Raw genomic sequence first — 22,612 nt, 5'->3', positions numbered from 1 at the left:
ACGCGTGGCAGGCAGGATCAACGATGACGACGTGAAGGCGGTCCGGGACGCGGTCCCGATCGACGCCGTCGTTTCCGAGTACCTCCAGCTGCGCAACGCCGGCGGGGGGAACCTGAAGGGCCTGTGCCCCTTCCACGACGAGAAGTCTCCTTCCTTCCAGGTCAGCCCGAGCAAGGGTCTCTTCCACTGCTTCGGCTGTCAGGAAGGCGGTGACACGATCGCCTTCGTGATGAAGATCGACCATCTCTCGTTCTCCGAGACGGTCGAGCGTCTCGCCGCTCAGGCGGGCATCACCCTGCGCTACGAGGAGGGCGGGTACAACCCGACCCATCAGCGGGGCGAGCGGATCCGGCTGGTCGAGGCCCACAAGATCGCCGCGCAGTTCTACGTGGAGCAGCTGGACGGGCCGGAGGCCGAGATCGGCCGGAAGTTCCTCGCGGAGCGCGGCTTCGACCAGGCCGCCGCCCAGCACTTCGGCGTCGGTTACAGCCCGGCCGGCTGGGACCACCTCACCCGCTATCTGCGCGGCAAGGGGTTCAGCGACAAGGAGCTCACCCTCTCCGGCCTTTCGCAGGAGGGCAGGCGCGGCCCCATCGACCGGTTCCGCGGCCGGCTGATGTGGCCGATCCGGGACATCACCGGGGAGGTCGTCGGCTTCGGCGCCCGTAAGCTCCGCGACGACGACAACGGCCCGAAGTACCTGAACACGCCCGAGACCGCGATCTACAAGAAATCGCAGGTGCTGTACGGCATCGACCTCGCAAAGAAGGAGATCGCCCGCACCAGCACGGCCGTCGTCGTCGAGGGCTACACCGACGTCATGGCCTGCCACCTCGCCGGTGTCACCACCGCCATCGCCACCTGCGGCACGTCGTTCGGCGGCGACCACATCAAGATCCTCCGGCGGCTGCTGATGGACAACGCCACCGCCGAGGTGATCTTCACCTTCGACGGCGACGCGGCCGGCCAGAAGGCGGCGCTGCGCGCCTTCGAGGACGACCAGAAGTTCGCGGCTGAGACGTCGATCGCGATCACGCCCGGCGGCATGGACCCCTGCGAACTGCGGCTCGCGGAGGGCGACGAGTCGGTGCAGAAGCTCGTCGAGACGCGCACGCCGCTCTTCGAGTTCGCGATCCGCCAGATGGTGACCCGCCACAACCTGGAGACGCCCGCCGGCCGCGCGGCGGCCCTCGACGAGGCCGCCCCGATCGTGGCCGGCATCAAGAACGTCGCCATCCAGCACGAGTCGGCCGTGCAACTGGCCGGCATCCTCGGCATCCTCGACACCCAGTTCGTCGTCAAGCGGGTCGCCCAGCTCGCCCGCTGGGCGCGCGACCGCGGCGGTGACCGTGGCGACCGCAGGGGCGGCCCCTCCAGGGCACCGCACCCCGCGCCCGGCGCACCGGCACAGGCCGCGCCGTCGGGCCCGGCACTCAATCTGCGCAGCCCCGCCCACCGCACCGAGCGGGAACTGCTCAAGCTGGCCCTCCAGCACCCCGAACTGGTCTCACCGGCCTTCGACGCGTACGGCGTCGACGAGTTCACGGCCCCGCCCTACGCCGCGGTCCGCCGGACCATCGAGGAGGCCGGCGGCGCCGAGCAGGGCACCCAGGACGCCTCCGGCTATCTGGCCCGCGTCCGTGACGCCGCCCCCGACGACACCGTGCGCGCGCTGGTCACCGAACTCGCCGTGGAAGCGGTGCACGCCCGCGCGGTCGACGAGGTGTACGCGGGCATGCAGCTCGTGCAGGTCCGTCTGCGCGCCGTCGACCGCCGCATCCGCGAGGTCCAGGGCACGATGGCCCGCCTGGGCGCAGGCGGCGACCCGGAGCGGTACGCGGCCGTGGCGAACGAACTGTGGGTGCTCCAGCAGTACGCGCAGTCACTGCGCAACCAGGGCGCGGCCGCGCTCTAGCGGTCGGCACTCCCGGTGCCCGCGGCCCGGGCCACCGCGGCCCGGGCCACCGCGGCCCGGGCGCCACTCCCGGACGCCTACGCGGCGAACGTGGGCGCCAGCGCGGTCAGCAGCCGCCGGACGTACTCGTCCCTGCCGTCGGCGAACTGCGGATAGTCCAGGACGAAGTGGTTCCAGTCCATGTACCGCAGGGAGTCCCGGAGGTCCTCCAGGCGGAGCTCCTCCTGCCCACCGGTGGGCCACTCGTTCCCCGACAGCCGGAACACCTCCTGAAGGAGCGCGTTCCCGAGCGGGCCCCGTTCCGCCAGCAGCACCGCGTCGTACAGGTCCTTGCCCTGCGGATACAGGTCGTCGATCAGCCACACCACCTTCCAGGCGAGCGACAGTTCGAGGGTCGCCGTCAGCAGCGGCACACCGCACACCTTCTCGGAGCTGGGCTCCACGGGCAGCTTCTCGTTGAACACGAAGTCGAGCTGCACCTGCCCGGCGGGCAGCCCGGGCGCCTCCCACGGCAGCACCATGCGGCGGCCCGGCACCCGCTCGTACGTCCAGATGTACTCGGACTCGGCGCCGGCCGCATCGATGACCGGGCCGCCCGCCTGCTCCTCGGTGGCGCGCTGCGCCGCCGACGCGATGTCGTCGAGCATCGTCGTGGTGCGCGCATCCTCGATGCGCCAGTCCGCGGGGACGACGACGAAGTCGAGGTCCTTCGGCTCCCGCGCGGCGTCCCCGAACCGGTCGGCGAGCAGCATGCTGCCGCGCAGCACCAGCGAACCGGCCCACCCGGAACGGGAGACCGCGGTGACGACGCTCTCCAGCGCGCGTCGTCGCGCCGCCCCCCATGCGGGGCGCAGCTCTTCGGGCACCACGGAGTCGGCGGGCCGGTACGCGCTGTCGAAGTGCTTCAGGGCAGGGTCGAACAGCCGGTGCCTGGACGCGCCGGGCCCCACGCCCGCGTGCAACGTGCGCGGCAGCTCCGTCCGGCGCCGCCGGCGCTCCTCACTCGGCTCCGAAGGGTCGTCAGGACCGCCCGGAATCGTCGGCTCCCAGTTCTCGTTCATCGTTCCGCCCCCTCGTCGATCCAACCGTCGTCCACCGACAGGTCGCTGTCGTACAGCACGAACTCCCGCTCCTCGCCGAGGATGTCGAACCCCTCGGCGGTCAACTCGCCGATCAGCGCGTCACATGCCGCGCCCGCCTCCTCGGCGGCGACGCCGCGGCGGCGCTGCGTCACGAACCGTTCGTGCCGGCCCCCCGACGCCACCCTGCGCGCGTTCCACGACAGATGCGCACCGTGACGCACCGCCAGGGCCGTCAGCGCCTCGCGGTCGAAGTCCTCCTCGAGCAGCAGCTTCAGATGGTGCTCGAAGTAGCCGCCGTCCGTGGTGCGGACCTCCGGTGACCACGGCGTGGTCTCGATCTTCACCCGCACCGGGTCGAAACCGCCCGCGCGCAACCGCGCCACCAGCCGGTCGGCTGCCGCCCGTTGAGAGGGGAGGTCCTCCGTGCCCCGCAGGGTCAGCATCGGCTGGGACACCATCCGGCCCCGGGCGAGCACGATGTGCGTCACCTTCAGACCCGCCGCGTCCGCCCACGAGTCCAGCCCGGCGCGTGCCGCGTCGTCCGTACAGCGCACCGTCACATGGGTCTCGTATTCGCACAGCCTGTTCACCGGCGCAGTCTCCCAAAGGGACGGACGTCCCGGCATCCGAGTAACCGGCCGGTCACGCACGGGTCTCAAAAAGTCGCCGCACGCCCCTCGTGGCGGTGATGTGTCGTACCCCACACTGGGGGGCGGTGCCTGAGCCCTCGGAGCTGCCCCCGCCCCCCGACCGGCAGCGATCACCCTGGAGGTCGCCCGTGCAGACCCAGACCCTGACCGAGACCCATACCGACGCCGTCGCGGCAGTCCTCGCGACCGCGGTCGAGCAGGTGCCCGCGCAGGGCCTGCCCGCCGGGCACCCCGACGCCCTGCCGGGCAGTCTGGTCGAGGAGGCCGTCGAGCCTCCGGAGCCCCCTCGGCGCACCGGGCGCGGTGCTGACACCGGCGGCCCGTCCTCCGACCTGTTCCGCCAGTACCTGCGGGAGATAGGCCGCATCCCGCTGCTGACCGCCGCGGAGGAGGTCGAGCTCGCCCGCCGGGTCGAGGCCGGTCTCTTCGCGGAGGAGAAGCTGGCGAACACCCCGGACCCGGACTCGCAGCTGGCCGTCGACCTCGACCGGCTCGTCGTCATGGGCCGGATGGCCAAACGGCGTCTCATCGAGGCGAACCTCCGCCTCGTCGTCTCCGTCGCCAAACGCTACGTCGGCCGCGGCCTGACCATGCTCGACCTCGTCCAAGAGGGGAATCTCGGCCTGATCAGGGCGGTGGAGAAGTTCGACTACGCCCGCGGCTACAAGTTCTCCACGTACGCGACCTGGTGGATCCGCCAGGCCATGTCCCGCGCCCTCGCCGACCAGGCCCGCACCATCCGGGTGCCCGTCCATGTCGTCGAACTGATCAACCGGGTGGTGCGGGTCCAGCGCCGGATGCTTCAGGAACGCGGCTACGAGCCCACACCGGAAGAGGTCGCCACGCACCTCGAACTGACCTCGGAGCGGGTCAGCGAGGTCCTGCGGCTGGCCCAGGAGCCGGTGTCCCTGCACGCCCCGGTGGGTGAGGAGGACGACGTCGCCCTCGGCGACCTCATCGAGGACGGCGACGCGGCGTCCCCGGTCGAGTCCGCCGCGTTCCTGCTGCTGCGGGAACACCTGGACGCGGTGCTGTCCACGCTGGGTGAGCGTGAACGCAAGGTGGTCCAGCTGCGCTACGGCCTGGACGACGGCCGCCCCCGCACTCTCGAGGAGATCGGCCGCCTGTTCGGCGTGACCCGCGAACGCATCCGCCAGATCGAGTCGAAGACCCTCAACAAGCTCCGCGACCACGCGTTCGCTGACCAGCTCCGCGGCTACCTCGACTGACCGGGGTCTTCGCCCCGGACCCGTGCCGACTTCGGCGGCGTCTTCGCGCCGGGGTTCCGGGGGCCGGGCCCCCGGAACCGCCCGTCACTCGACCTCCACCACCGCCTGTGCGAACTGCGCCGAATACAGGCGCGCGTACGCCCCTTCCGCCGCCAGCAGTTCCTCGTGCGTGCCCTGTTCGACGATCGAACCGTCCTCCATCACCAGGATCACGTCCGCGTCCCGGATGGTCGAGAGCCGGTGCGCGATCACGAAGCTCGTCCGTCCGTGCGCGAGCCGCGCCATCGCCTTCTGGATCAGCACCTCCGTGCGGGTGTCCACGGAGCTCGTCGCCTCGTCCAGCACCAGGATCACCGGATCGGACAGGAACGCCCGCGCGATGGTGATCAGCTGCTTCTCCCCCGCGCTGACGCCCGAACCCTCGTCGTCGATGACTGTGTCGTAGCCGTCGGGCAGCGTGCGGACGAACCGGTCGGCGTGCGCGGCCCGCGCCGCCTCCTCGATCTCCTCGCGAGTGACCTCCCGGGAGGCTCCGTACGCGATGTTCTCCGCGATCGTGCCCCCGAACAGCCAGGTGTCCTGGAGCACCATGCCTATCCCGGAACGCAGGTCCTCGCGGGACATCTTGGCGATGTCGACGCCGTCGAGCGCGATCCGTCCGCCGGTCACCTCGTAGAACCGCATCAGCAGATTGACCAGCGTGGTCTTGCCCGCACCGGTCGGGCCCACGATCGCGACGGTGTGACCCGGTTCGACGGCGAGCGACAGATCCTCGATGAGGGGCTTGTCGGGCTCGTAGCGGAACGACACCTTCTCCAGCGAGACCTGGCCGCGGGGGCGCTCGAGCCGCTCCGCGGACGGGGCGTCCGTCTCCTGCTCCTCGGCGTCCAGCAGTTCGAAGATGCGCTCGGCGGACGCGACGCCCGACTGGACCAGGTTCGCCATCGAGGCGACCTGGGTCAACGGCATCGAGAACTGCCGCGAGTACTGGATGAACGCCTGCACATCACCGATCGACAGCGAACCGGACGCGACCCGCAGACCGCCGACGACAGCCACCAGCACATAGTTCAGGTTGGAGATGAAGAACATCAGCGGCTGCATCATGCCGCTGTTGAACTGCGCCTTGAACCCGGCCTCGTACAACGCCTCGTTCTGCTCGGCGAAGTCCCGCGCCGACTCCTCCTGGCGACCGAAGACCTTCACCAGCGAGTGGCCGGTGTACATCTCCTCGATGTGGGCGTTCAGCGCGCCCGTCGACTTCCACTGCGCCACGAACTGCGGCTGCGACCGCTTGCCGACCTTCGCCGCCACGAAGACCGACACGGGCACCGTCACCAGCGCGACCAGCGCCAGCAGCGGCGAGATCCAGAACATCATCGCCAGCACACCGACGATGGTCAGCAGCGAGTTGATCATCTGACCCATCGTCTGCTGCAAGGTCTGGGAGATGTTGTCGATGTCGTTGGTGGCCCGGCTGAGCACCTCGCCGCGCTTGGCCTTGTCGAAGTACGACAGCGGCAGCCGCGACAGCTTCGCCTGCACGTCCTCGCGCATCCGGTACACGGTGCGGTTGATGACGGTGATCGACAGTCGCGTCGCCACCAGCATCGTCAGTCCGGCGGCCACGAACACCGCCAGCGCCAGCAGCAGGACCTCGCCGACGGCGTTGAAGTCGATGCCCTCGCCGGGGACGAAGTCCACACCGGAGAGCATGTCCGCGAGACCGTCGTCGCCGCTGCGCCGCATGCCCTCCAGGGCCTGTTCCTTGGAGGTGCCCTCCGGCATCTGCCGGCCGACGATCCCGGCGAAGATGAGGTCGGTCGCCCGGCCGAGGATCTTCGGCCCGACCACCGCGAAGGCGACGCTCAGCACACCGGCCGCGAGCATCACCCACAGCGTCGCCCGCTCGGGAGCGAGCTGTCGCAGCAGTCGCTTGCCCGAGCCCTTGAAGTCCATCGATCGCTCGACGGGACCCGTCATCATGCGTCCACCCGGCCCGCTCATGCGGCCTCAGCCTCCGTCAGCTGCGAGAGCACGATCTCTCGGTACGTCTCATTGCTCTCCATCAGTTCGTGATGGCTTCCGGTCCCCACGACCCTGCCTTCATCGAGGACCACGATCCGGTCCGCGTCGCGGATCGTCGACACCCGCTGGGCGACGATCACGACCGTCGCGCCCGACGTCTCACGGGCGAGCGCCTCACGCAGCGCCGCGTCCGTGGCGTAGTCGAGCGCCGAGAACGAATCGTCGAAAAGATAGATCTCCGGCCGCTGGACGAGCGTCCTCGCGATCGCGAGCCGCTGGCGCTGTCCGCCGGACACATTCGTGCCGCCCTGGGCGATGGGGGCGTTGAGCCCGCCTTCCAGCCCGCGTACGAAGTCGGCCGCCTGCGCTGTCTCGAGCGCCTGCCACAGCTCCTCTTCGCTCGCGTCGGGCTTGCCGTAGCGCAGGTTGGTCGCCACGGTCCCGGAGAAGAGGTACGGCTTCTGCGGCACGAGACCCACCGTCCTCGCCATCAGAGCCGGCTCGAGCTCCCGCACGTCGACCCCGTCGACGAGCACCTCGCCGCCCGTCACGTCGAACAGCCGCGGCACCAGGCCGAGCACTGTCGACTTGCCGCTGCCCGTGGAGCCGATGATCGCGGTCGTCTCGCCCAGGTGCGCCACCAGGTCGACGCCCCGCAGCACCGGTTCCTCGGCCCCCGGGTAGCGGAAGTCGACGCCCCGGACCTCCAGCCGGCCGCGGCCGCGCAGCTCCGTCACGGGAGCGAGCGGCGGCACCACGCTCGAGTCGGTGTCCAGCACCTCCTGGATGCGCTCCGCGCACACCTCGGCGCGCGGCACCATCATGAACATGAAGGTGGCCATCATCACGGCCATCACGATCTGCATCAGATAGGCGAGGAACGCGGTCAGCGCGCCGATCTGTATGGCACCGCTGTCGATGCGCTGCGCGCCGAACCAGACGACGGCGACCGAGGAGACGTTCACGACCGTCATCACCGTCGGGAACATCAGTGCCATCAGCCGGCCGGTGGACATCGAAACGTCGGTCAGGTCCTTGTTCGCCTCGCGGAAGCGCCCCTTCTCGTACTCGTCCCGTACGAAGGCCCGGATCACGCGGTTGCCGGTGATCTGCTCGCGCAGCACCCGGTTCACGGTGTCGAGCCGCTCCTGCATGGTGCGGAACAGCGGCCGCATCTTCTTCACGATCAGCGAGACGCAGATGCCGAGCACGGGCACGACCGCGAGCAGCACCGCCGACAGCGGCACGTCCTGGCCGAGCGCCATCACGATGCCGCCGACGCACATGATCGGCGCCGACACCATCAGCGTGAACGCCATCAGCACCAGCATCTGCACCTGCTGGACGTCGTTGGTGGTGCGGGTGATGAGCGACGGCGCCCCGAAGTGGGCGACCTCACGGGCCGAGAAGCTCTGCACCCGGCCGAAGATGTCGGCACGGACGTCACGGCCGAGCGCGGCCGCTGTCCGCGCCCCGTAGAACACGGCCCCGATGTTGCAGAGCACCTGGACGACGCTGACGCCGATCATCAAGGCGCCGAGGGCCAGGATGTAGCCGGTGTCGCCCTTGACGACACCGTTGTCAATGATGTCCGCGTTCAGGGTGGGCAGATAGAGGGTGGCGCTGGTCTGCAGCAGTTGCAGCGCCACCAGGAAGCCAATGGGTCTCTTGTACGGACGGAGATAGGTCCGCAGCAGTCGTATCAGCACGCGCTGTCTCTCGGGCTCGGCAAGATCGGGGGTCACCCCATCTTCCGACACCGGGTCGGCAAAACCCCAAGGGTTTTCCCCAAGCGCCGGTCAAGAACAGCTGATACGACCGCGCGTCACGACATGGCGTCGAAGGCCCCGGGGTGGATCTGGTCCCGCGTCGCGCCGTACTGCTGACGCACCGCCTGTCCGACCGCCAGTTCCTCGCCCGGCTCGAACACCTGCGCCGCGGCGCCCTGCCAGGCCGGCGGAGCCTGCGGGGACAGCGTCCCCTGCGCGGCGCCCAGCGCCCACGCGGCCTGCCGGGCCGCGCCCAGGGCCGCGTAGTCGGCCGGCTGCGGCACGACGACCTGCGCGCCGAAGATCGCCGGTGCGAGCGCCTGCACGGCGGGCAGCTCGGCGGCCGCCCCAAGCAGGAACACCCGGCGCACCTCCACGCCCCGCCGGCGCAGCACGTCCATCGCGTCCGCCAGCGAGCAGAGCATGCCCTCGAACGAGGCACGCGCCAGGTGCTCCGGCTTCATCGACTCGCGCCGCAGACCGGTCAGCGTGCCCGCGGTGTGCGGCAGCTGCGGTGTCCGCTCGCCCTCCAGATACGGCAGCAGCACCAGCCCGGACGAGCCGGGCGTCGACTTCAGAGCCAGCGCCGAGAGCTCGGAAAGGTCGGCGACGCCCAGCAGTTCGGCGCTGCCGCGCAGGGCCCGCACGGCGTTGAGGGTGTGCACGACCGGCAGGTGCATCCCGGTCGCGTCGGCGAACGAGGTGATCGTCCCGCTCGGGTCGGGCAGCGCCTCGTGGTGCACGGCCATCACGGAACCGGACGCCCCCAGCGACACCACAGCGTCCCCGACGGCCACCCCGAGACCGAAGGCCGCCGCCATCGTCTCGCCGGTGCCCGCCGAGATCAGCAGCCCTTCCGGTGTGGTGCCAGCGGCTTCGGCGGGGCCGAGCACCTCGGGAAGGGCGCACTGCTGCCCGAGCGCAAGCTCGACGAGATCGGAGCGGTACGCCCCCGTGCCGGCCGACCAGTAGCCGGTGCCGGACGCGCCGCCGCGGTCCGTGGTCCTGCGGGCCGGCCGGCCCAGCAGCTGCCACACCAGCCAGTCGTGCGGCTGCATCACGGCGGCGACGCGACGTGCCGCGTCCGGCTCCGCGCGGGCGAGCCAGCGGAGCTTCGCCACCGGCTGCCCGGCCTGCGGCACCGAACCGACGGCTTCCGCCCAGGCCTGCCGGCCGCCGAGGGCGTCGATGAGGTCGGCCGCGGCGGCCTGCGCCCGCTTGTCGTTGCCGAGCAGGGCGGGGCGCACCGGAGCACCCTGGGCGTCCAGGGTGATCAGGCCGTGCTGCTGCGCGGAGACCCCGATGGCCTGGACGCCCTCGAGCAGACCGCCGGTGGCCGCCTCGCCGAGCGAGAGCAGCCACGCCTGCGGATCTATGTCGGTGGCCTTGGGTTCCACGGGGTGCGGCGCACACCCCTGACGCAGCACGGCTCCCGTGTCCGCGTCGCAGACGACGATGCGCGTGAACCCAGACGAACTGTCCAACCCGGCGACTATCCCCATGTCCGGAATTCTGCCGTACGCGGGCGGTGTCCGGCGTCACGCCCGCCGGGCACCGGGACCGGCCGCCTCAGGTGTTGGTCGTTCCCCAGTCGTCCTCGGTGCCGCCGCCCCGCTCCCGGAGCGCCCGTACGCGGTCCGCCACCGAGTCGGGGACCCGGTCGCCGACCTTGTCGCTGACCGCGTGGAAGGCTTTGCCCGCCGCCTCGCGGCCGTTGTGGGCGGCGGACTCGGCGGCGTTGCGGACCGCCGGGTTCTGCGAGATCTGTCGCGCGGACTTCTTGAGCTGCTCGTAGCGCTCGCGCCCGGCCCGTGTCCCGAGCACGAAGCCGATGGCCAGTCCCGCGACGAACGTGAGCTTGTACCGCATGGGTGACACCCTTCCGTTGCGTCGGTGCTGCCCGCCTACCCGTCGGGACCTGTGATCACCCGGCGCCATACCGATTGGCGGAGCACCCCCCTGGTTGCGCTAATGTATGTGTCGCAGCGAGCGCACGCCCCCTGGGACGCCCCGGGTAGGTACGTTCGGTGCACACGCAGCAATCCCCTGTAGCTCAATTGGCAGAGCAGCCGGCTGTTAACCGGCAGGTTACTGGTTCGAGTCCAGTCGGGGGAGCGCGATCCCCTGTAGCTCAATTGGCAGAGCATTCGGCTGTTAACCGGAGGGTTGCTGGTTCGAGTCCAGCCGGGGGAGCAGATGGGAAGAGGGCCCTCGGGGGCCCTTTTTTCATGTACGCGTACGGGAGCCCGGACAGTGCCTTCGGTGTGTTCCCGGCTACATCCGGAACCGCGGGGGCCGCAGTGAAGTCCTCATGGTCGAGCGTTGTCGACCATGCGAGGCAGGAGATCGTATGACCGGCTATGCTGCGGCAGACGGCGCGCACAAATGTGCGCGACGCGCCGTTAGGGGCGGTAGCTCAGCCGGTTAGAGCAGCGGACTCATAATCCGTCGGCCGTGGGTTCGAGTCCCACCCGCCCCACCCAAGGAAGGTAAGGGGAAACGTCTCCGCTCCCCGTGAGGCGCGCGACATCCCTTCCGGATCCTCCGCGAGTTCACTCTCCCGGCCCCTCGAGCCCCTCGATCAGCGTGGTGAGCTCGGTCGGCGTCCAGGCCTTCGCCGCTCCCGGGCACAGGGACAGATAGCGGGCTACGGCCGACGGCTCCCAGGTGCCGTCGGCGCACAGTCCGTGGGCCAGGTGCAGCAGATACGGGGCCGAGGGTTTGTTCCAGGTCACTTCCGTCAGGCGCCACGGTGCGGTGAAGGTGAGTACCGGGATGTCCTCGAGGTGGCCGAGGAGGACCAGCGTCTCGTACCGGCCGGGGCCGAGGGCGGCCATGCCGTGGGTGAGCACCGCCGCGAGGTCGAGGTCCTTGCCGGGGACTTCGTACATCTCCTGCGCGGCGATGTCGGAGAACTGCTGCACGGTGACGAGGTGGGCGCGGCCCCAGACGGTGCCGTCGGCGGCGGGGTCGTAGAAGGCCCGGCCGCCTTGCCATACGGGCGACTCGGTCGCGAAGTACAGCGTCCCCGGGAACTCGACCGGTGCGGAGCGCACGGGCGGGCGCCGGTCGCGGCAGCCCGGGTAGGTCCGTGCCGCACCGGGGGGCCGGCCGCCGGTAAGGTAGTACCGCAACCGGCCGGTGTCCATGTTCGAGCCGTACGACGCGTACCAGATGTGCTCCGCGCCGCGCGTCGCTGCTGCCGGTGCGGTGGCGAGGCGGTGGACGATGGTCACGGACGGCTCCGCTGACGGAAATCTGGGCGGTTCCAGGCTACGGGGTGGTGTGCGGCCGGGGCGGCCGCACACATTCGCCGGGCGGGAACCGCAGGTCAGCCCTGGCTCTCGTTGATGTTGACCATCCACGAAATGCCGAACCGGTCGACGCACATGCCGAACGTGTCGCCCCACATCTGCTTCTCGAGGGGGACGTTCACCGTGCCGTCGGCGGAGAGCTTCTCCCAGTAGCCGCGGAGTTCGTCGGCGTCCTCGCCGCTCAGGCTGATCGAGAAGTTGTTGCCGGGCTTGTGCTCCATGCCGGGCGGGGTGTCGGCTCCCATCAGCGTGAAGCCGCGGTCGGTCTCGAGCATGGCGTGCATGATCTTGTCGGCGTCGTCGGGCGAGGTCTCGCCGCCGATGTCGGCGTAGGTGTTCAGCCGCAGGTTTCCGCCGAGGACGCTTTTGTAGAACTCCATGGCCTCGCGCGCGTTGCCGGCGAAGCTGATGTACGGGTTGAGGCGAGATGCCACTGGACGCTCCTTTTGTGGGGCAGGTCGGTTCTCGCAGGGTAATTGCCCCGCTCCCGCTTTTTGCCGCCACACGCGGTCGGGGAACCGCGGGGTGTGAGCGGCTGATCCGTCCGCCCGGGTCGTCGTTGGCGGGGCGGTGGTTGTGGCCGTCGCTGGACGTGATTGCCGCTTTCGTCAACCACGGCCGTCGGAATGCTTCTCCATTGTTGTACTTACTCGAGTTCCAGAAAGCGTTGTCCCTGCCCGAAAGTTGTCTTGACCGGCACGTTGTGAATGGTCGGGGTTCCAGAACTCTTGTTACTGACAGGCGAGTTGTGTAAGGGTGAGCCCTCTCGTACCCGAACAGCACTGCCCAGATCAACCGTTCGAATTCCATTGCGGTGGCCAACTCCAAAAGAGCGTCGAGCCGCCCCGCTCGAAGGTATGTACCAATCGGTGCACTTCTTTCGGTCCCACACAGCAACCCCCCACCGCATTGCCATGGATGGAAAGACGTCAATGCAACATCCCCGCACGCCCGGAACCGCCCCTTCTTCGCAGCCCGGCCGCGCCCCGGGGGTCTCGGACGAGGAGCTCGCCGCCGCACTGCAGACCGGTGGAGGAGGCCTCGAAGTCCAGCCGATGGCCACACTGCTCGCCCGGCACTGGCAGCCCGTGTTCGATTACGCCTCAATTTGTGCGACCTCGAACAAAACCGCTTCGATGCTGACCACCGCGGCTTTCACGCAGCTCATGGAAAGTCTGGCCCGCAACGCGGCCGCGGGTGCGCTTCGCCCCCATCTTCTGGTGACCGTCCGTCATATCGCCAAGGCGTGGGCCGATGACCCGACGGTGGCGTCGGTACTGACCGGACTCATGAATCCGGAAGGCCCCGGGGAAAACAGGCAGTTGGTCTCCCGGGCTTTCCATGTAATGCCGATGACCGCTCAGGTTCTCCTCTGGCATGCCGAGGTCGAGGCCGAGGGTATATCCATACCGGCGGGTTTGTCGGGGCTTGATCCACGTGTCGCCTCCGCCCAGCTGGAGCAGGCCCGCGAACAGTTCAGGCAGGCCTGTGTGCGGGTCCATCGGGAGTACGCGCCGACCGCCGAGTGCCGCCACTACAACCGCCTGCTCGACATCTCGCTGCGCCGGGGCGGGGTCCTGATCCCCGACATCCAGGTGCATCTGTCCGAATGCTCGTACTGCCGGTTCGCCGCCGACCAGCTCCGGCAGTCCGGCGGGCGGCTGGGCGTGCTGCTCGGACAGGCGCTGCTCGGCGGCGCGGCCGGGCCGTATCTCGACTCGCGGCCGGGGAGGCGGCGCAGGGCCAGGGCGGCGCAGGACGCGGCCGGCGCCGGGCCCCGCGGCCCGCGGGGGAGCGGCCGGCACTCTCGCGGCGGTGGGCCCCGCGCGCTGCGGAGCCTCGCCCTGAAAGGCCGGCGCATCGCGGCGGCCGGCACCGCGCCCGGAGCGCTGACCGTCGGGGCCGCCGCGGCCGTGACCGGGCTGCTCGTCATCACCCTGGCGTCGGCCCTCTGGCAGGACGACGACAGCCAGGCCGGCCCGTCCGTCCCCAGCGGCGCCGTCACCGGCACCGCCCCGCCCGCACCCGGGGCGGGCACACCCGCGCCCACCACCCCCACGCCCGACCCGACGGCCACGTCGGCCAACCATCCGGCGGCCCCGCTGACCACCCGGCTGCGCAACGCGGAGGCCGGACTGTGCCTCGACATCACCGCCCCCGCGCCGCAGGCCGGGACGGAGGTGACCATGGCGGCCTGCTCCTCCGCGGCCACCCAGAGGTGGGTGTACGAGAGCGACGGCCGGCTCCGCAGCTCCGCCGCCCCCGCGCTGTGCCTCAACTCCCACGGGCTCGATGGCATCGTTGTCCTGGACGGCTGCACCAGCAGGACCGCCCCCGACGCGGTGGACGTCCGCTACGACCTGACCATCCAGGGCCAGGTGATCCCGCGGTGGAACGACCGGCTGGCCATGGTGCCCGCGTCGACGGAGCCGGGGGCGAACGTGGCGGTCAAGATCCGCGACGAATCGCCCGCCCAGGTCTGGCAGACCGACGCCTCGCCCATGGGCACGCGGCAGCAGTCCGGCACGGGGCAGACCGCCCCGTACGCGGAGGAGGTCAACGGTCCGCCGGCGGCGGACCAGGGGTGCGAGCCGTGCCCCGCACCGCCCGCCGGCCGCGACGCCGCGCCCGGCGACCCGGGGGGCCGCTCAGGGGCCGGCCACGGCGTCGCCCCCGAGGGCGCGCGGGACGCGGTGCGGGGAGGCGAGGCGGAGGCACCGGCGGAGGACGGTCTGCGCCGGGTCAACGACCCGCCGCCGGACCAGGGCGCGCAGCAGAGCCCTGCGCCTCCGGTGACCGCCGTGGTGAGCCGGAGCGTGACGCTCCCGCCCCCAGTGCCCGCCGGCTCCGGACCCGGGGTCAGGTGAACCGGGGCATCTCGCCTGCGGTCGTGGTGACGTCGATGACGGAGAACGCGGCGCCCTGCGGGTCACGGACAGAGGCGTACCGTCCGTAGGGGCTGTCCAGCGGCCCGCGCTGGAGCGTGCCGCCCAGCCTGGTGACCGTGTCGATCGCCGCGTCGCAGTCCTCGACGCCGAAGTACACGTTGACGTACGGGTGGAGGTCGGGCGGGAAGTCGTCCGTCATCCGCAGCCGGCCCGCGACGGGTTCACCGCCGAGGTGCCACAGGGTGAAGTCGACCGAATCCTCCTGCATCCGCTTCGCCTCGTAAGGGAAGAGAGAGCAGAAGAAGTGGTCGGCCCGCTCCACGTCCCTGGTGGTGACCTCCGCCCAGCAGTACGAGCCGGGCTCGCCGGTCTTCCCGAACCCCGTGTGGGCGTCCGGTTGCCAGAGGCTGAAGAACACCCCGCTGGGCTCCTCCGCCGTGACCATCGTGCCGAAGGAGCCGACCGGCATCGGATCCATCAGCAGCGCGCCGCCGTTGTCCCGGATCCTCTCGGCGGCGGACGCCACGTCGGATGTGGCGAAGTAGAGGTTCCAGGCCGGCGGCCCGCCCGTTCCCGGCATGCGGGGAACGACGGCCGCGACGGCCTTGTCGTCGGAGAACGCCTGCGTGTAGCCGCCGAACTCGGGCGAGCCCTCGTCGAAGGTCCAGCCCAGCAGCTCGCCGTAGAAGCCCTTCGCGGCCTCCACGTCGGGGAACATCGCGTCGGCCCAGCAGGGCGTGCCTTCGGGGTGCGCTGCCATCGTCTCCAAGCCTTCCTGCCCGTCGGTCTCTCCCGTCGCACGCTATGCGCCCCCGTGCCGGGCCGCCCGTCGGACGCGCCGGGCACCCGCTGACCCGGCGGCGCAGCGGCTCGTGCCCGGCTCCGGAGGGACGTCTGGCGGGTCGCCGCCATGGCACGTACCCGCCAGCGGAGTCCGTTCGCAACCGCCCGGATCACGCCGAGACTCTTCGCAGCGCCCGGAGCCACCCCTCCCACCGGGCGTCCCGAGGAGAGTCGTTCATGACCAGAGCACCCGCGAGACGCAGGGCCCGGCTGATCGCCGCCGGCGTGTCCCTCGTCCTGCTCCCGGCCGGGCAGGCCGTCGCCGCCGACCGTGGACCGGCCCCCGCCACGGCGGGAACCGCCGCGAGGACCGCCCAGGCGGCGCACACCGTCACGCTGGTCACCGGCGACAAGGTGACCGTCACCGACCTCGGCAGCGGCCGGAAATCGGTGGCCGTACAGCGGCCCGAGGGCGCCGTGGGCGCCGTGCGCAGCGAGATCTCGGACGGGCGCGTCACCGTCGTGCCCGACGAGGCGCGTCCCTACCTGGCCGCCGGCGTGCTCGACAAGAGGCTCTTCGACGTCACGGGGCTCATCGAGCAGGGGCTCGGGGGGCAGGACGGCCTGCCGCTCATCGTGAGCTACGCGAAGGGCGCGCCGCGGACGCAGGCCCGTGGCGCGGAGACCGTCCGGGCGCTGCCGAGCGTCAACGGCGTTGCCGTCGAGGCGGCGGCCTCCGGCGAGTTCTGGCGTGCCGTCACCTCCGCGAAGTCCCGGTCGGCGTTCGGCGCGGGCGTCGCCAAGGTCTGGCTCGACGGCCGGGTCGAGGCCGACATGGCCGAGTCGAACGCGCAGATAGGCACCCCCAAGGCTTGGGAGGCCGGGCTCACCGGCAAGGGGGTCAAGGTCGCCGTCCTCGACACCGGCGTCGACGCCGGGCATCCCGACCTCGAGGACCGCGTCACGGAGTCCAGGAGCTTCATCGAGGGCGAGGAGGTCGCCGACCGCAACGGCCACGGCACCCATGTGTCGTCCACCGTCGGCGGCAGCGGCGCCGCGTCCGGCGGCCTGGAGAAGGGGGTCGCCCCGGGCGCGGACCTCGCCGTCGGCAAGGTGCTCAGCGACGAGGGCAGCGGCAGCGAGTCGCAGATCATCGCCGGTATGGAATGGGCCGCCAAGGACATCGACGCCAAGATCGTGTCCATGAGCCTCGGTTCGCAGCAGGGCAGCGACGGCACGGACCCGATGGCGCAGGCCCTCAACACGCTCTCCGAGGAGACCGGCGCGCTGTTCGTCGTCGCCGCGGGCAACAGCGGCACCCCCGGCTCCATCGGATCACCCGGCGCGGCCGACGCCGCAGTCACCATCGGCGCCGTCGACGCGGCGGACGAGGCCGCCTACTTCACCAGCCAGGGCCCGCGCTTCGGCGACAACGCGCTCAAGCCCGACCTGTCCGCGCCCGGCGTGGACATCCTCGCCGCACGCTCGCAGCTCACCGCCGGCGAAGGCCCGTACACCGCCATGAGCGGCACCTCCATGGCCACCCCGCACGTCGCGGGCGTCGCCGCCCTGCTCGCGGAGAAGCACCCCGACTGGAACGGGCAGCAGCTCAAGGACGCGCTGATGAGCACGTCCGAGCAACTCGACGCCTCCGCCTACGCCCTCGGCGCCGGCCGGCTCGACGTCCCGGACGCGGTCGGCGCGACGGTCACCGCGACCGGCAGCGCGGGCCTCGGCTTCTTCCACTGGCCGTACGAGGAGAACGAGCCCGTCACGAAGACGGTCACCTACACCAACCACTCCGACGAGCCCGTCACCCTGGACCTCGCCGTGGAGAACGCCCCGGCCGGGGTGTTCTCCCTCGCCGACACCACGCTCACCGTGCCCGCGCACGGCACGGCGCAGACGTCGGTGACCGGCGACGGCACCGGCGCGCCCGTCGGCAACACCTCCGCCCGCATCGTCGCGAAGGACGGGGAGCGCAGCGTCGCCCACACCGCCGTCGGGCTGGTGAAGGAGGAGGAGCGCTACACGCTCACCGTCCGCGTCCTCGACCGGGACGGCGCCGCGACCGCGGCCCACCTCGGTGTGCAGAAGCTGGAGAAGGGCAACGACCCGTTCCCCGCGACGGTCGGCGAGTCCGGCACCCTCGAACTGCGGCTGCCGCCGGGCACGTACACCGTCTCCTCGTTCCTCGACGTACGCGGCAGCAACGGCAAGGACTCCCTCGGTCTCGGGTTCCTCACGGACCCGGAGATCACCCTCGACCGGGACCGCGAGATCACCCTCGACGGGCGGACGCTGCGGGAGGTGCGGGCCGACGTCGGCAGGCGGACGGAGACCCGCCAGCTGCTGATGGAGTTCGACCGCGACGCCAACGGCGTCTCCTACGGCGGCGCGGTGCAGGTCCCGCCCATGTACGACAGCATCTTCGCGGCGCCCACCGGCGAGCCCGCGACCGGCTCGTTCGAGTACCGGACCGTCTGGCGCCTCGGCAAGCCCATGCTCGACGTCACCGCCGGCGGCAGGCTGCTCGGCGGAGCCCGGCTCCAGGCCGGCACGGCCGTCCTCGACGGGAAGCAGCGGCTCGACGTCGTCGACGCGGGCGCGGGAACCACGGCCGACTACGCGGGCACGGACGTCCGCGGCAAGGCGGTCGTCGTCCACCACACGGGCGCGGTCGGCCCCGCGCAGCTCGCCCAGAACGCCCAGGACGCGGGGGCGAAGGTTCTGTTCGTCACCGACGACGCGCCCGGCCGGCTGATGGCGTGGTTCGGCACGGAGAGCTACGAGGACCGGCCGCTTCACGTCGCCACCGTCGACGCGGCGGACGGCGCCCGTCTGCGGGAGGCGGCCCGCCGCCACGAGCGCCTCGAACTGACCGGCACGCAGTACACGCCGTACGTGTACGACCTCTCGGAGGGCCACCCCGGCGCCGTACCGGACCGCGACCTCCTCTACCGGCCCGGCAGGGGTGAGCTGGCCGTGCTCGACAGCAGGTTCCACGCGGCGAAGCCCGCGGACGGCGGCGAATTCCGCTACTCGATCACCGACACCTTCCCCGTCGGCTTCGGCTTCGCGGAGAAGATCGCCTTCCCCGTCGAGCGCACCGACTACGTCAGCACCGGTCCCGGCCAGCGCTGGCACGAGTCCGTCACCAACGGCCCCGGCGCCCTCGAGCAGCGTAGCGGCACCCCCGTCTACCAGGGCGGCAGCCGCTCCGAGCTCAACTGGTTCAAGCCGGTGCTGCACCCGTGGCTGGGCACCGGACTCGGCTGGGGACAGACCCGGACCGGCAACAATCTCGAGTTCAACACCCCCGGCTGGGGCGACTCCGGCCCCGACCACACCGGCTTCGGCGACGTGTGGAGCGATGCGTCGATGACGCAGTTCACCGAGGTGTACGCGGACGGCGAGCTGGTGGACCGCAAGATGAGCTCGGGCGCCTACGCCTGGGGTGCCGACCCGGCGGAGAAGACGTACAAGGTGGTCACCGACACCACCCTGGACGCCGAACGGTGGCGGCTGGCGACGAAGGGCCACACCGAGTGGACCGTCCGCTCCGCCGAGACGCCGGCCGACCGGCGGACCGTGCTGCCGATGCTCAACCTCGGCTTCGACGTCGACACCGACCTGCGCGGTGACGTCCGGGCCGGCAAGCGCCTCGGTCTCGGGATCTTCGCCGAGTACGTCGAGGGCGCGGCGGACACCGGCCGGATCGGCGGCGGGTCGCTGGAGGTGTCGTTCGACGACGGGAAGACCTGGACGGCCGTGGAACTCGACGGCGCCCGGGGCAGGTCCGCGGCCTGGGAGGGCACGGTCCGGGTCCCGGCGGACGCACAGTACATCTCGGTCCGGGCCTCCGCGAAGGACGACAAGGGCGGCTCGGTGCGACAGGAAATCATCCGTGCGGTGGGTGTGAAGTAGCCCGCCGGCAAAGGGGAGGCCCGGTACGTGCTCCGTACCGGGCCTCCCGCCGTCACGCGGGCCCCACGATGCCCCGCACCACGCCCAGTTCGACCAGGTCCTCGGGGCGCAGCCGAAGCTGGTCCGCGAGGTGCGGCACCTGGTCGGGGGAGCGTTTGAGGATCGCGGCGGCGAGCTCCGGGGCGATGACGGAGAAGTAACTCGCCGGCGTGGCCCACGTGTTGCCCGGCGCGGCCAGCGCCAGCGCGCCCCCGGAGCCGCCCTCGCCGATGAGCAGGCCGGTCAGCGGTGTGCGCGCGGCGGCGACCGCCGTGAACAGCTCGGCGATGGCCGCGCCGGCGCCGGAGCGTTCCGCCTCCGCGTCGTTGGCGGCGCCCGGGGTGTCGATCAGCGTCAGCACCGGCAGTCCCAGCCGGTCGGCGAGCCTCACGACCCGGGCGGCGGTGCGGTAACCGGATGGCCTGGTCGCGGTTCCGCCCTGGGCGACGTACGCGACAGGCCGCCCGTCCCGCAGCCCCACCCCGCAGAGCATGCCGGGGTCCTCACCGCCGCACCGGTCGCCGCGCAGCGGCTCGCGGCGCGTGAAGTAGTCGTCGAGGTACGCCTCGGCCCGTGGCCTGTCCGCACCGCGCGCCTGCCGTACGGCGTCCCATCCGGTACGCGCAGGCTCCCCGCCGGCGCCCAGCGCCCGCGGCGGGTCCACGGGTTCCCGTTCCCCGGCCGGGTTCGCAGGGGCGAGCGCCTTCACCCAGAACGCGAGCGTGTCGCGCAGGGAGCCGGGAGGGACGACGGCGTCGACCTGACCCGCCGCGAGCTGTCCCTCCGCCGTGTACGCGGCCGGGTCCGCGTCCGCCGGACGCACACGCGAGCCGGCGAAGCCGACCTGAGCGCCGGGCAGCGCCAGGATCACGTCGGCGCCCGCGCCGAGCGTGGCCCAGCCGCCGCCGGTCGTCGGATCGCGGAGCACGGCGATGTGCGCCACGCCCGCCTCCCGCAGCAGCACCGACGTACGGGCGACCCGCTGGAGCTGGCCGAGCGCGATCATCCCCTCCTGCATCCGGCTGCCGCCGGTCGCGATCAGCGAGACGAGCGGCAGCCGGCGCTCACGGGCCAGCCCGTACGCGGCCTCCAGCCGGTCCCCGGCCCGCTCGCTCAGTGAACCGCCGAGGAAGCCGAACTCGAAGGAGATCAACACGCATTCGGCGCCGCCGAGCACCGCCGTGCCGTAGACGACGGACTCGGCCGAGCCGGTCCGGCGTGAGGCGCGGTCGCGCTGTGCGCCGTAGCCCTCCCAGCCGAGCGGGCCGTCGCCCGCGTCGGGCAGGTCGGCGAGCTCCTGCTCGGTGAAGCCGTCGCTGACCAGGGCGATCGCCTCGCGGGCGGACACACGCTCAGCCATGGAGCGCCCGCTTCATGATCTTGCCCATGTCGTTGCGCGGCAGGACGTCGAGGAACCGGACCGTCCGTGGCCGCTTGTGCGGGGCGAGTTGGGAGGCGACGTGGGCGGTCAGCTCCTCCGCCGACGGCGGGTCCGCCGGGTCGGCGGCGACGATCCAGGCGACCACCCGCTCGCCGAGGTCCGCGTCGGGCTCACCAGTCACCGCGGCCTCGCGGACGGCCGGATGGTCGAGCAGCACGTTCTCGATCTCGCCCGCCCCGATCTTGTAGCCGCCGCTCTTGATCAGGTCGGTGCTCTTCCTGCCGACGATGCGCACATAGCCGTCCGGCTCGCGCACGGCCATGTCGCCGGTGCGGAACCAGTCCCCGTCGAAGGCGGCGGCCGTGGCGTCGGGGCGGTTCAGGTACTCGGTGAACAGATTGTCGCCGCGCACCTGGATCTCGCCGATCGTCTCGCCGTCGCGTGCGGCGATCTCCGTGCCGTCCTCGTCCACCAGCCGCAGCTCCACGCCGCGCAGCGGCACGCCGACGGTGCCCGGACGGGCCTCGCCGTCGACGCGGACGCTGGTGTTCATCAGGGTCTCCGTCATCCCGTACCGCTCGATCACCCGGCGCCCCGTCGCCTCCGCGATGCGGGCGTGGTCGGGCAGCGGCAGGGCGGCCGAACCGGAGACCAGCAGCCGCGCGCCGGACAGCGCCTTCGTCAGCTCGGCGTCGCCGTCGAGCGCCTCCGCCAGCCGGTGGTACATCGTGGGCACGCCGAAGAGCATCGTGCCGCCCGAGCCCAGCTCCCGTGCCACGCCCTCCGGACTGAAGCGGCCCAGATGGCGCACCTCGCCGCCGCGGCGCAGCGGTCCGAGGACGCCGAGGATCAGCCCGTGCACATGGAACAGCGGCAGGGCGTGGACCAGGACGTCGTCGGAGCCCCACTGCCAGGCGTCCTGCAAGGCGTCGAGCGAGGCGGCTACCGCCCGCTGGGGCAGCACCGCGCCCTTGGGCGGGCCGGTGGTGCCGGAGGTGTAGACGATCAGCGCGGGGGATTCGGCCGCCGGCTCCGGGGGCAGCTCGCCCGCCGCACCCGTCACCGTGATGTCGATCCGGCTCAACGGGTGCAGGGGCGCGGGCAGTTGGTCCTCCGGGGCGGCTAGCACCGCGGTGGGCCCGCTGTCCGCCACGATGTGCGCCAGTTCCCGGTCACCGGTCCGCGGGTTCAACGGCACGACCGGTACGCCTGCCAGCAGCGCGGCCACCACACCGACCGCGGTCTCGAGGGTGGGGCCGGCCCACAACGCGACCCGCTCCGCCCCGGCGATCCGTTGCGCCAGCGCTCCCGCCGCGCCGCGCAACTGCCCGTAGGTCAGCGACCGTTCGCCGAACCGGAGGGCTGCCCGGTCGGTGCCGGTGGCGGTCGTCGCCAGCGCTGGGAAGAGGGAACTCACTCGTCGGCCTCCTGGTGTCGTCTCATGCCGCACCCGGCGGGTTTCCCGGGACGGCCATTGTCTCCCCCACGCGGAGGAGCCGCCGGGCGGGCGGCTCCCTCCAGGGAACGATGCGCCGGATCCCTCGAGTCCGGCAGGATCGGCGACGGCCGACGGGGGAACACCGCCGCCCGGCCGGCGTCCACGGGGG

At 71.6% G+C, this 22,612-nt stretch carries 15 protein-coding genes and 3 tRNA genes; 7 read left to right on the top strand and 11 right to left on the bottom strand.

Annotation, left to right across the window (positions count from 1 at the left end; all coding sequences use genetic code 11):
• The first annotated feature begins 4 nt into the window (after positions 1-4).
• Positions 5-1,915 (top strand): DNA primase, encoded by a 1,911-nt coding sequence (dnaG, locus tag ACWGH4_RS03055; RefSeq protein WP_441262884.1) that lies wholly within the window; start codon positions 5-7, stop codon positions 1,913-1,915.
• Between the two features lie 77 nt (positions 1,916-1,992).
• Here the strand turns inward: dnaG and ACWGH4_RS03050 are convergent, their stop codons facing one another.
• The gene (locus ACWGH4_RS03050; RefSeq protein WP_453454838.1) at positions 1,993-2,976 is read right to left on the bottom strand and encodes a nucleotidyl transferase AbiEii/AbiGii toxin family protein; all 984 of its coding nucleotides are present in this window, start codon (positions 2,974-2,976) and stop codon (positions 1,993-1,995) included.
• A complete protein-coding gene (locus tag ACWGH4_RS03045; protein ID WP_453454835.1) occupies positions 2,973-3,623 on the bottom strand; it encodes a hypothetical protein in 651 nt (216 codons plus the stop codon). Before ACWGH4_RS03045 ends, ACWGH4_RS03050 begins: the two co-directional genes overlap by 4 nt.
• Before the next feature lie 152 nt (positions 3,624-3,775).
• Here ACWGH4_RS03045 and ACWGH4_RS03040 point away from each other — a divergent pair, with 152 nt between their 5' ends.
• The gene (locus ACWGH4_RS03040; protein WP_441262881.1) at positions 3,776-4,876 is read left to right on the top strand and encodes a sigma-70 family RNA polymerase sigma factor; all 1,101 of its coding nucleotides are present in this window, start codon (positions 3,776-3,778) and stop codon (positions 4,874-4,876) included.
• Between the two features lie 84 nt (positions 4,877-4,960).
• Here the strand turns inward: ACWGH4_RS03040 and ACWGH4_RS03035 are convergent, their stop codons facing one another.
• The 4 genes from ACWGH4_RS03035 to ACWGH4_RS03020 form a co-directional block, all read right to left on the bottom strand.
• Complete coding sequence (locus ACWGH4_RS03035) at positions 4,961-6,883, bottom strand: ABC transporter ATP-binding protein (RefSeq protein ID WP_453454832.1); 1,923 nt, start codon at positions 6,881-6,883, stop codon at positions 4,961-4,963.
• Positions 6,880-8,613, bottom strand: a complete 1,734-nt coding sequence (locus tag ACWGH4_RS03030; protein WP_453454829.1) for an ABC transporter ATP-binding protein — start codon at positions 8,611-8,613, stop codon at positions 6,880-6,882. The genes ACWGH4_RS03035 and ACWGH4_RS03030 overlap by 4 nt, the downstream gene beginning before the upstream one ends.
• A 116-nt stretch (positions 8,614-8,729) precedes the next feature.
• Complete coding sequence (locus tag ACWGH4_RS03025; protein WP_453454826.1) at positions 8,730-10,175, bottom strand: FGGY family carbohydrate kinase; 1,446 nt, start codon at positions 10,173-10,175, stop codon at positions 8,730-8,732.
• A 67-nt stretch (positions 10,176-10,242) separates the two neighbouring features.
• Entirely contained in the window at positions 10,243-10,542 is a 300-nt protein-coding gene (locus tag ACWGH4_RS03020; protein ID WP_453454823.1) for a YtxH domain-containing protein, read from the bottom strand.
• Between the two features lie 173 nt (positions 10,543-10,715).
• On the opposite strand from ACWGH4_RS03020, the gene ACWGH4_RS03015 reads away from it, so the two are divergent.
• From ACWGH4_RS03015 to ACWGH4_RS03005, 3 genes are all read left to right on the top strand, one after another.
• A tRNA-Asn gene (locus ACWGH4_RS03015) sits at positions 10,716-10,788 on the top strand.
• Positions 10,789-10,793: 5 nt separating this feature from the next.
• Positions 10,794-10,866: transfer RNA gene (locus ACWGH4_RS03010), tRNA-Asn, on the top strand.
• A 212-nt stretch (positions 10,867-11,078) separates the two neighbouring features.
• Positions 11,079-11,152: transfer RNA gene (locus tag ACWGH4_RS03005), tRNA-Ile, on the top strand.
• 73 nt (positions 11,153-11,225) lie between these two features.
• Here the strand turns inward: ACWGH4_RS03005 and ACWGH4_RS03000 are convergent.
• Both ACWGH4_RS03000 and ACWGH4_RS02995 read right to left on the bottom strand, forming a co-directional pair.
• On the bottom strand, positions 11,226-11,909 hold the full coding sequence (locus ACWGH4_RS03000) for a histone deacetylase (RefSeq protein WP_453454820.1): 684 nt from the start codon (positions 11,907-11,909) through the stop codon (positions 11,226-11,228).
• Positions 11,910-12,004: 95 nt separating this feature from the next.
• Positions 12,005-12,421, bottom strand: a complete 417-nt coding sequence (locus ACWGH4_RS02995; RefSeq protein WP_453454817.1) for a VOC family protein — start codon at positions 12,419-12,421, stop codon at positions 12,005-12,007.
• A gap of 498 nt (positions 12,422-12,919) precedes the next feature.
• On the opposite strand from ACWGH4_RS02995, the gene ACWGH4_RS02990 reads away from it, so the two are divergent.
• Positions 12,920-14,854, top strand: coding sequence for a ricin-type beta-trefoil lectin domain protein (locus ACWGH4_RS02990; protein WP_453454815.1), 1,935 nt, complete (start codon positions 12,920-12,922; stop codon positions 14,852-14,854).
• Here ACWGH4_RS02990 and ACWGH4_RS02985 read toward each other — a convergent pair.
• A complete protein-coding gene (locus tag ACWGH4_RS02985) occupies positions 14,847-15,635 on the bottom strand; it encodes a VOC family protein (protein WP_453454812.1) in 789 nt (262 codons plus the stop codon). The two genes, ACWGH4_RS02990 and ACWGH4_RS02985, sit on opposite strands and share 8 nt — an antisense overlap.
• 260 nt (positions 15,636-15,895) lie before the next feature.
• Here ACWGH4_RS02985 and ACWGH4_RS02980 point away from each other — a divergent pair, with 260 nt between their 5' ends.
• On the top strand, positions 15,896-19,585 hold the full coding sequence (locus ACWGH4_RS02980; protein ID WP_453454810.1) for a S8 family serine peptidase: 3,690 nt from the start codon (positions 15,896-15,898) through the stop codon (positions 19,583-19,585).
• 52 nt (positions 19,586-19,637) lie between these two features.
• On the opposite strand, the gene ACWGH4_RS02975 is transcribed toward ACWGH4_RS02980, so the two are convergent.
• Both ACWGH4_RS02975 and ACWGH4_RS02970 read right to left on the bottom strand, forming a co-directional pair.
• On the bottom strand, positions 19,638-20,984 hold the full coding sequence (locus tag ACWGH4_RS02975; protein ID WP_453454808.1) for a carboxyl transferase domain-containing protein: 1,347 nt from the start codon (positions 20,982-20,984) through the stop codon (positions 19,638-19,640).
• Positions 20,977-22,422 carry an acyl-CoA synthetase gene (locus tag ACWGH4_RS02970; protein WP_453454805.1) on the bottom strand — a complete coding sequence of 482 codons (1,446 nt, stop codon included), beginning with the start codon at positions 22,420-22,422 and terminating at the stop codon, positions 20,977-20,979. The genes ACWGH4_RS02975 and ACWGH4_RS02970 overlap by 8 nt, the downstream gene beginning before the upstream one ends.
• Positions 22,423-22,612 lie beyond the last annotated feature (190 nt).

Source organism: Streptomyces sp. NPDC054847 (genome assembly GCF_053610925.1).
The sequence above is the reverse complement of the archived record's forward strand: the minus strand, read 5'-3'. Positions and strand labels throughout refer to the sequence as shown.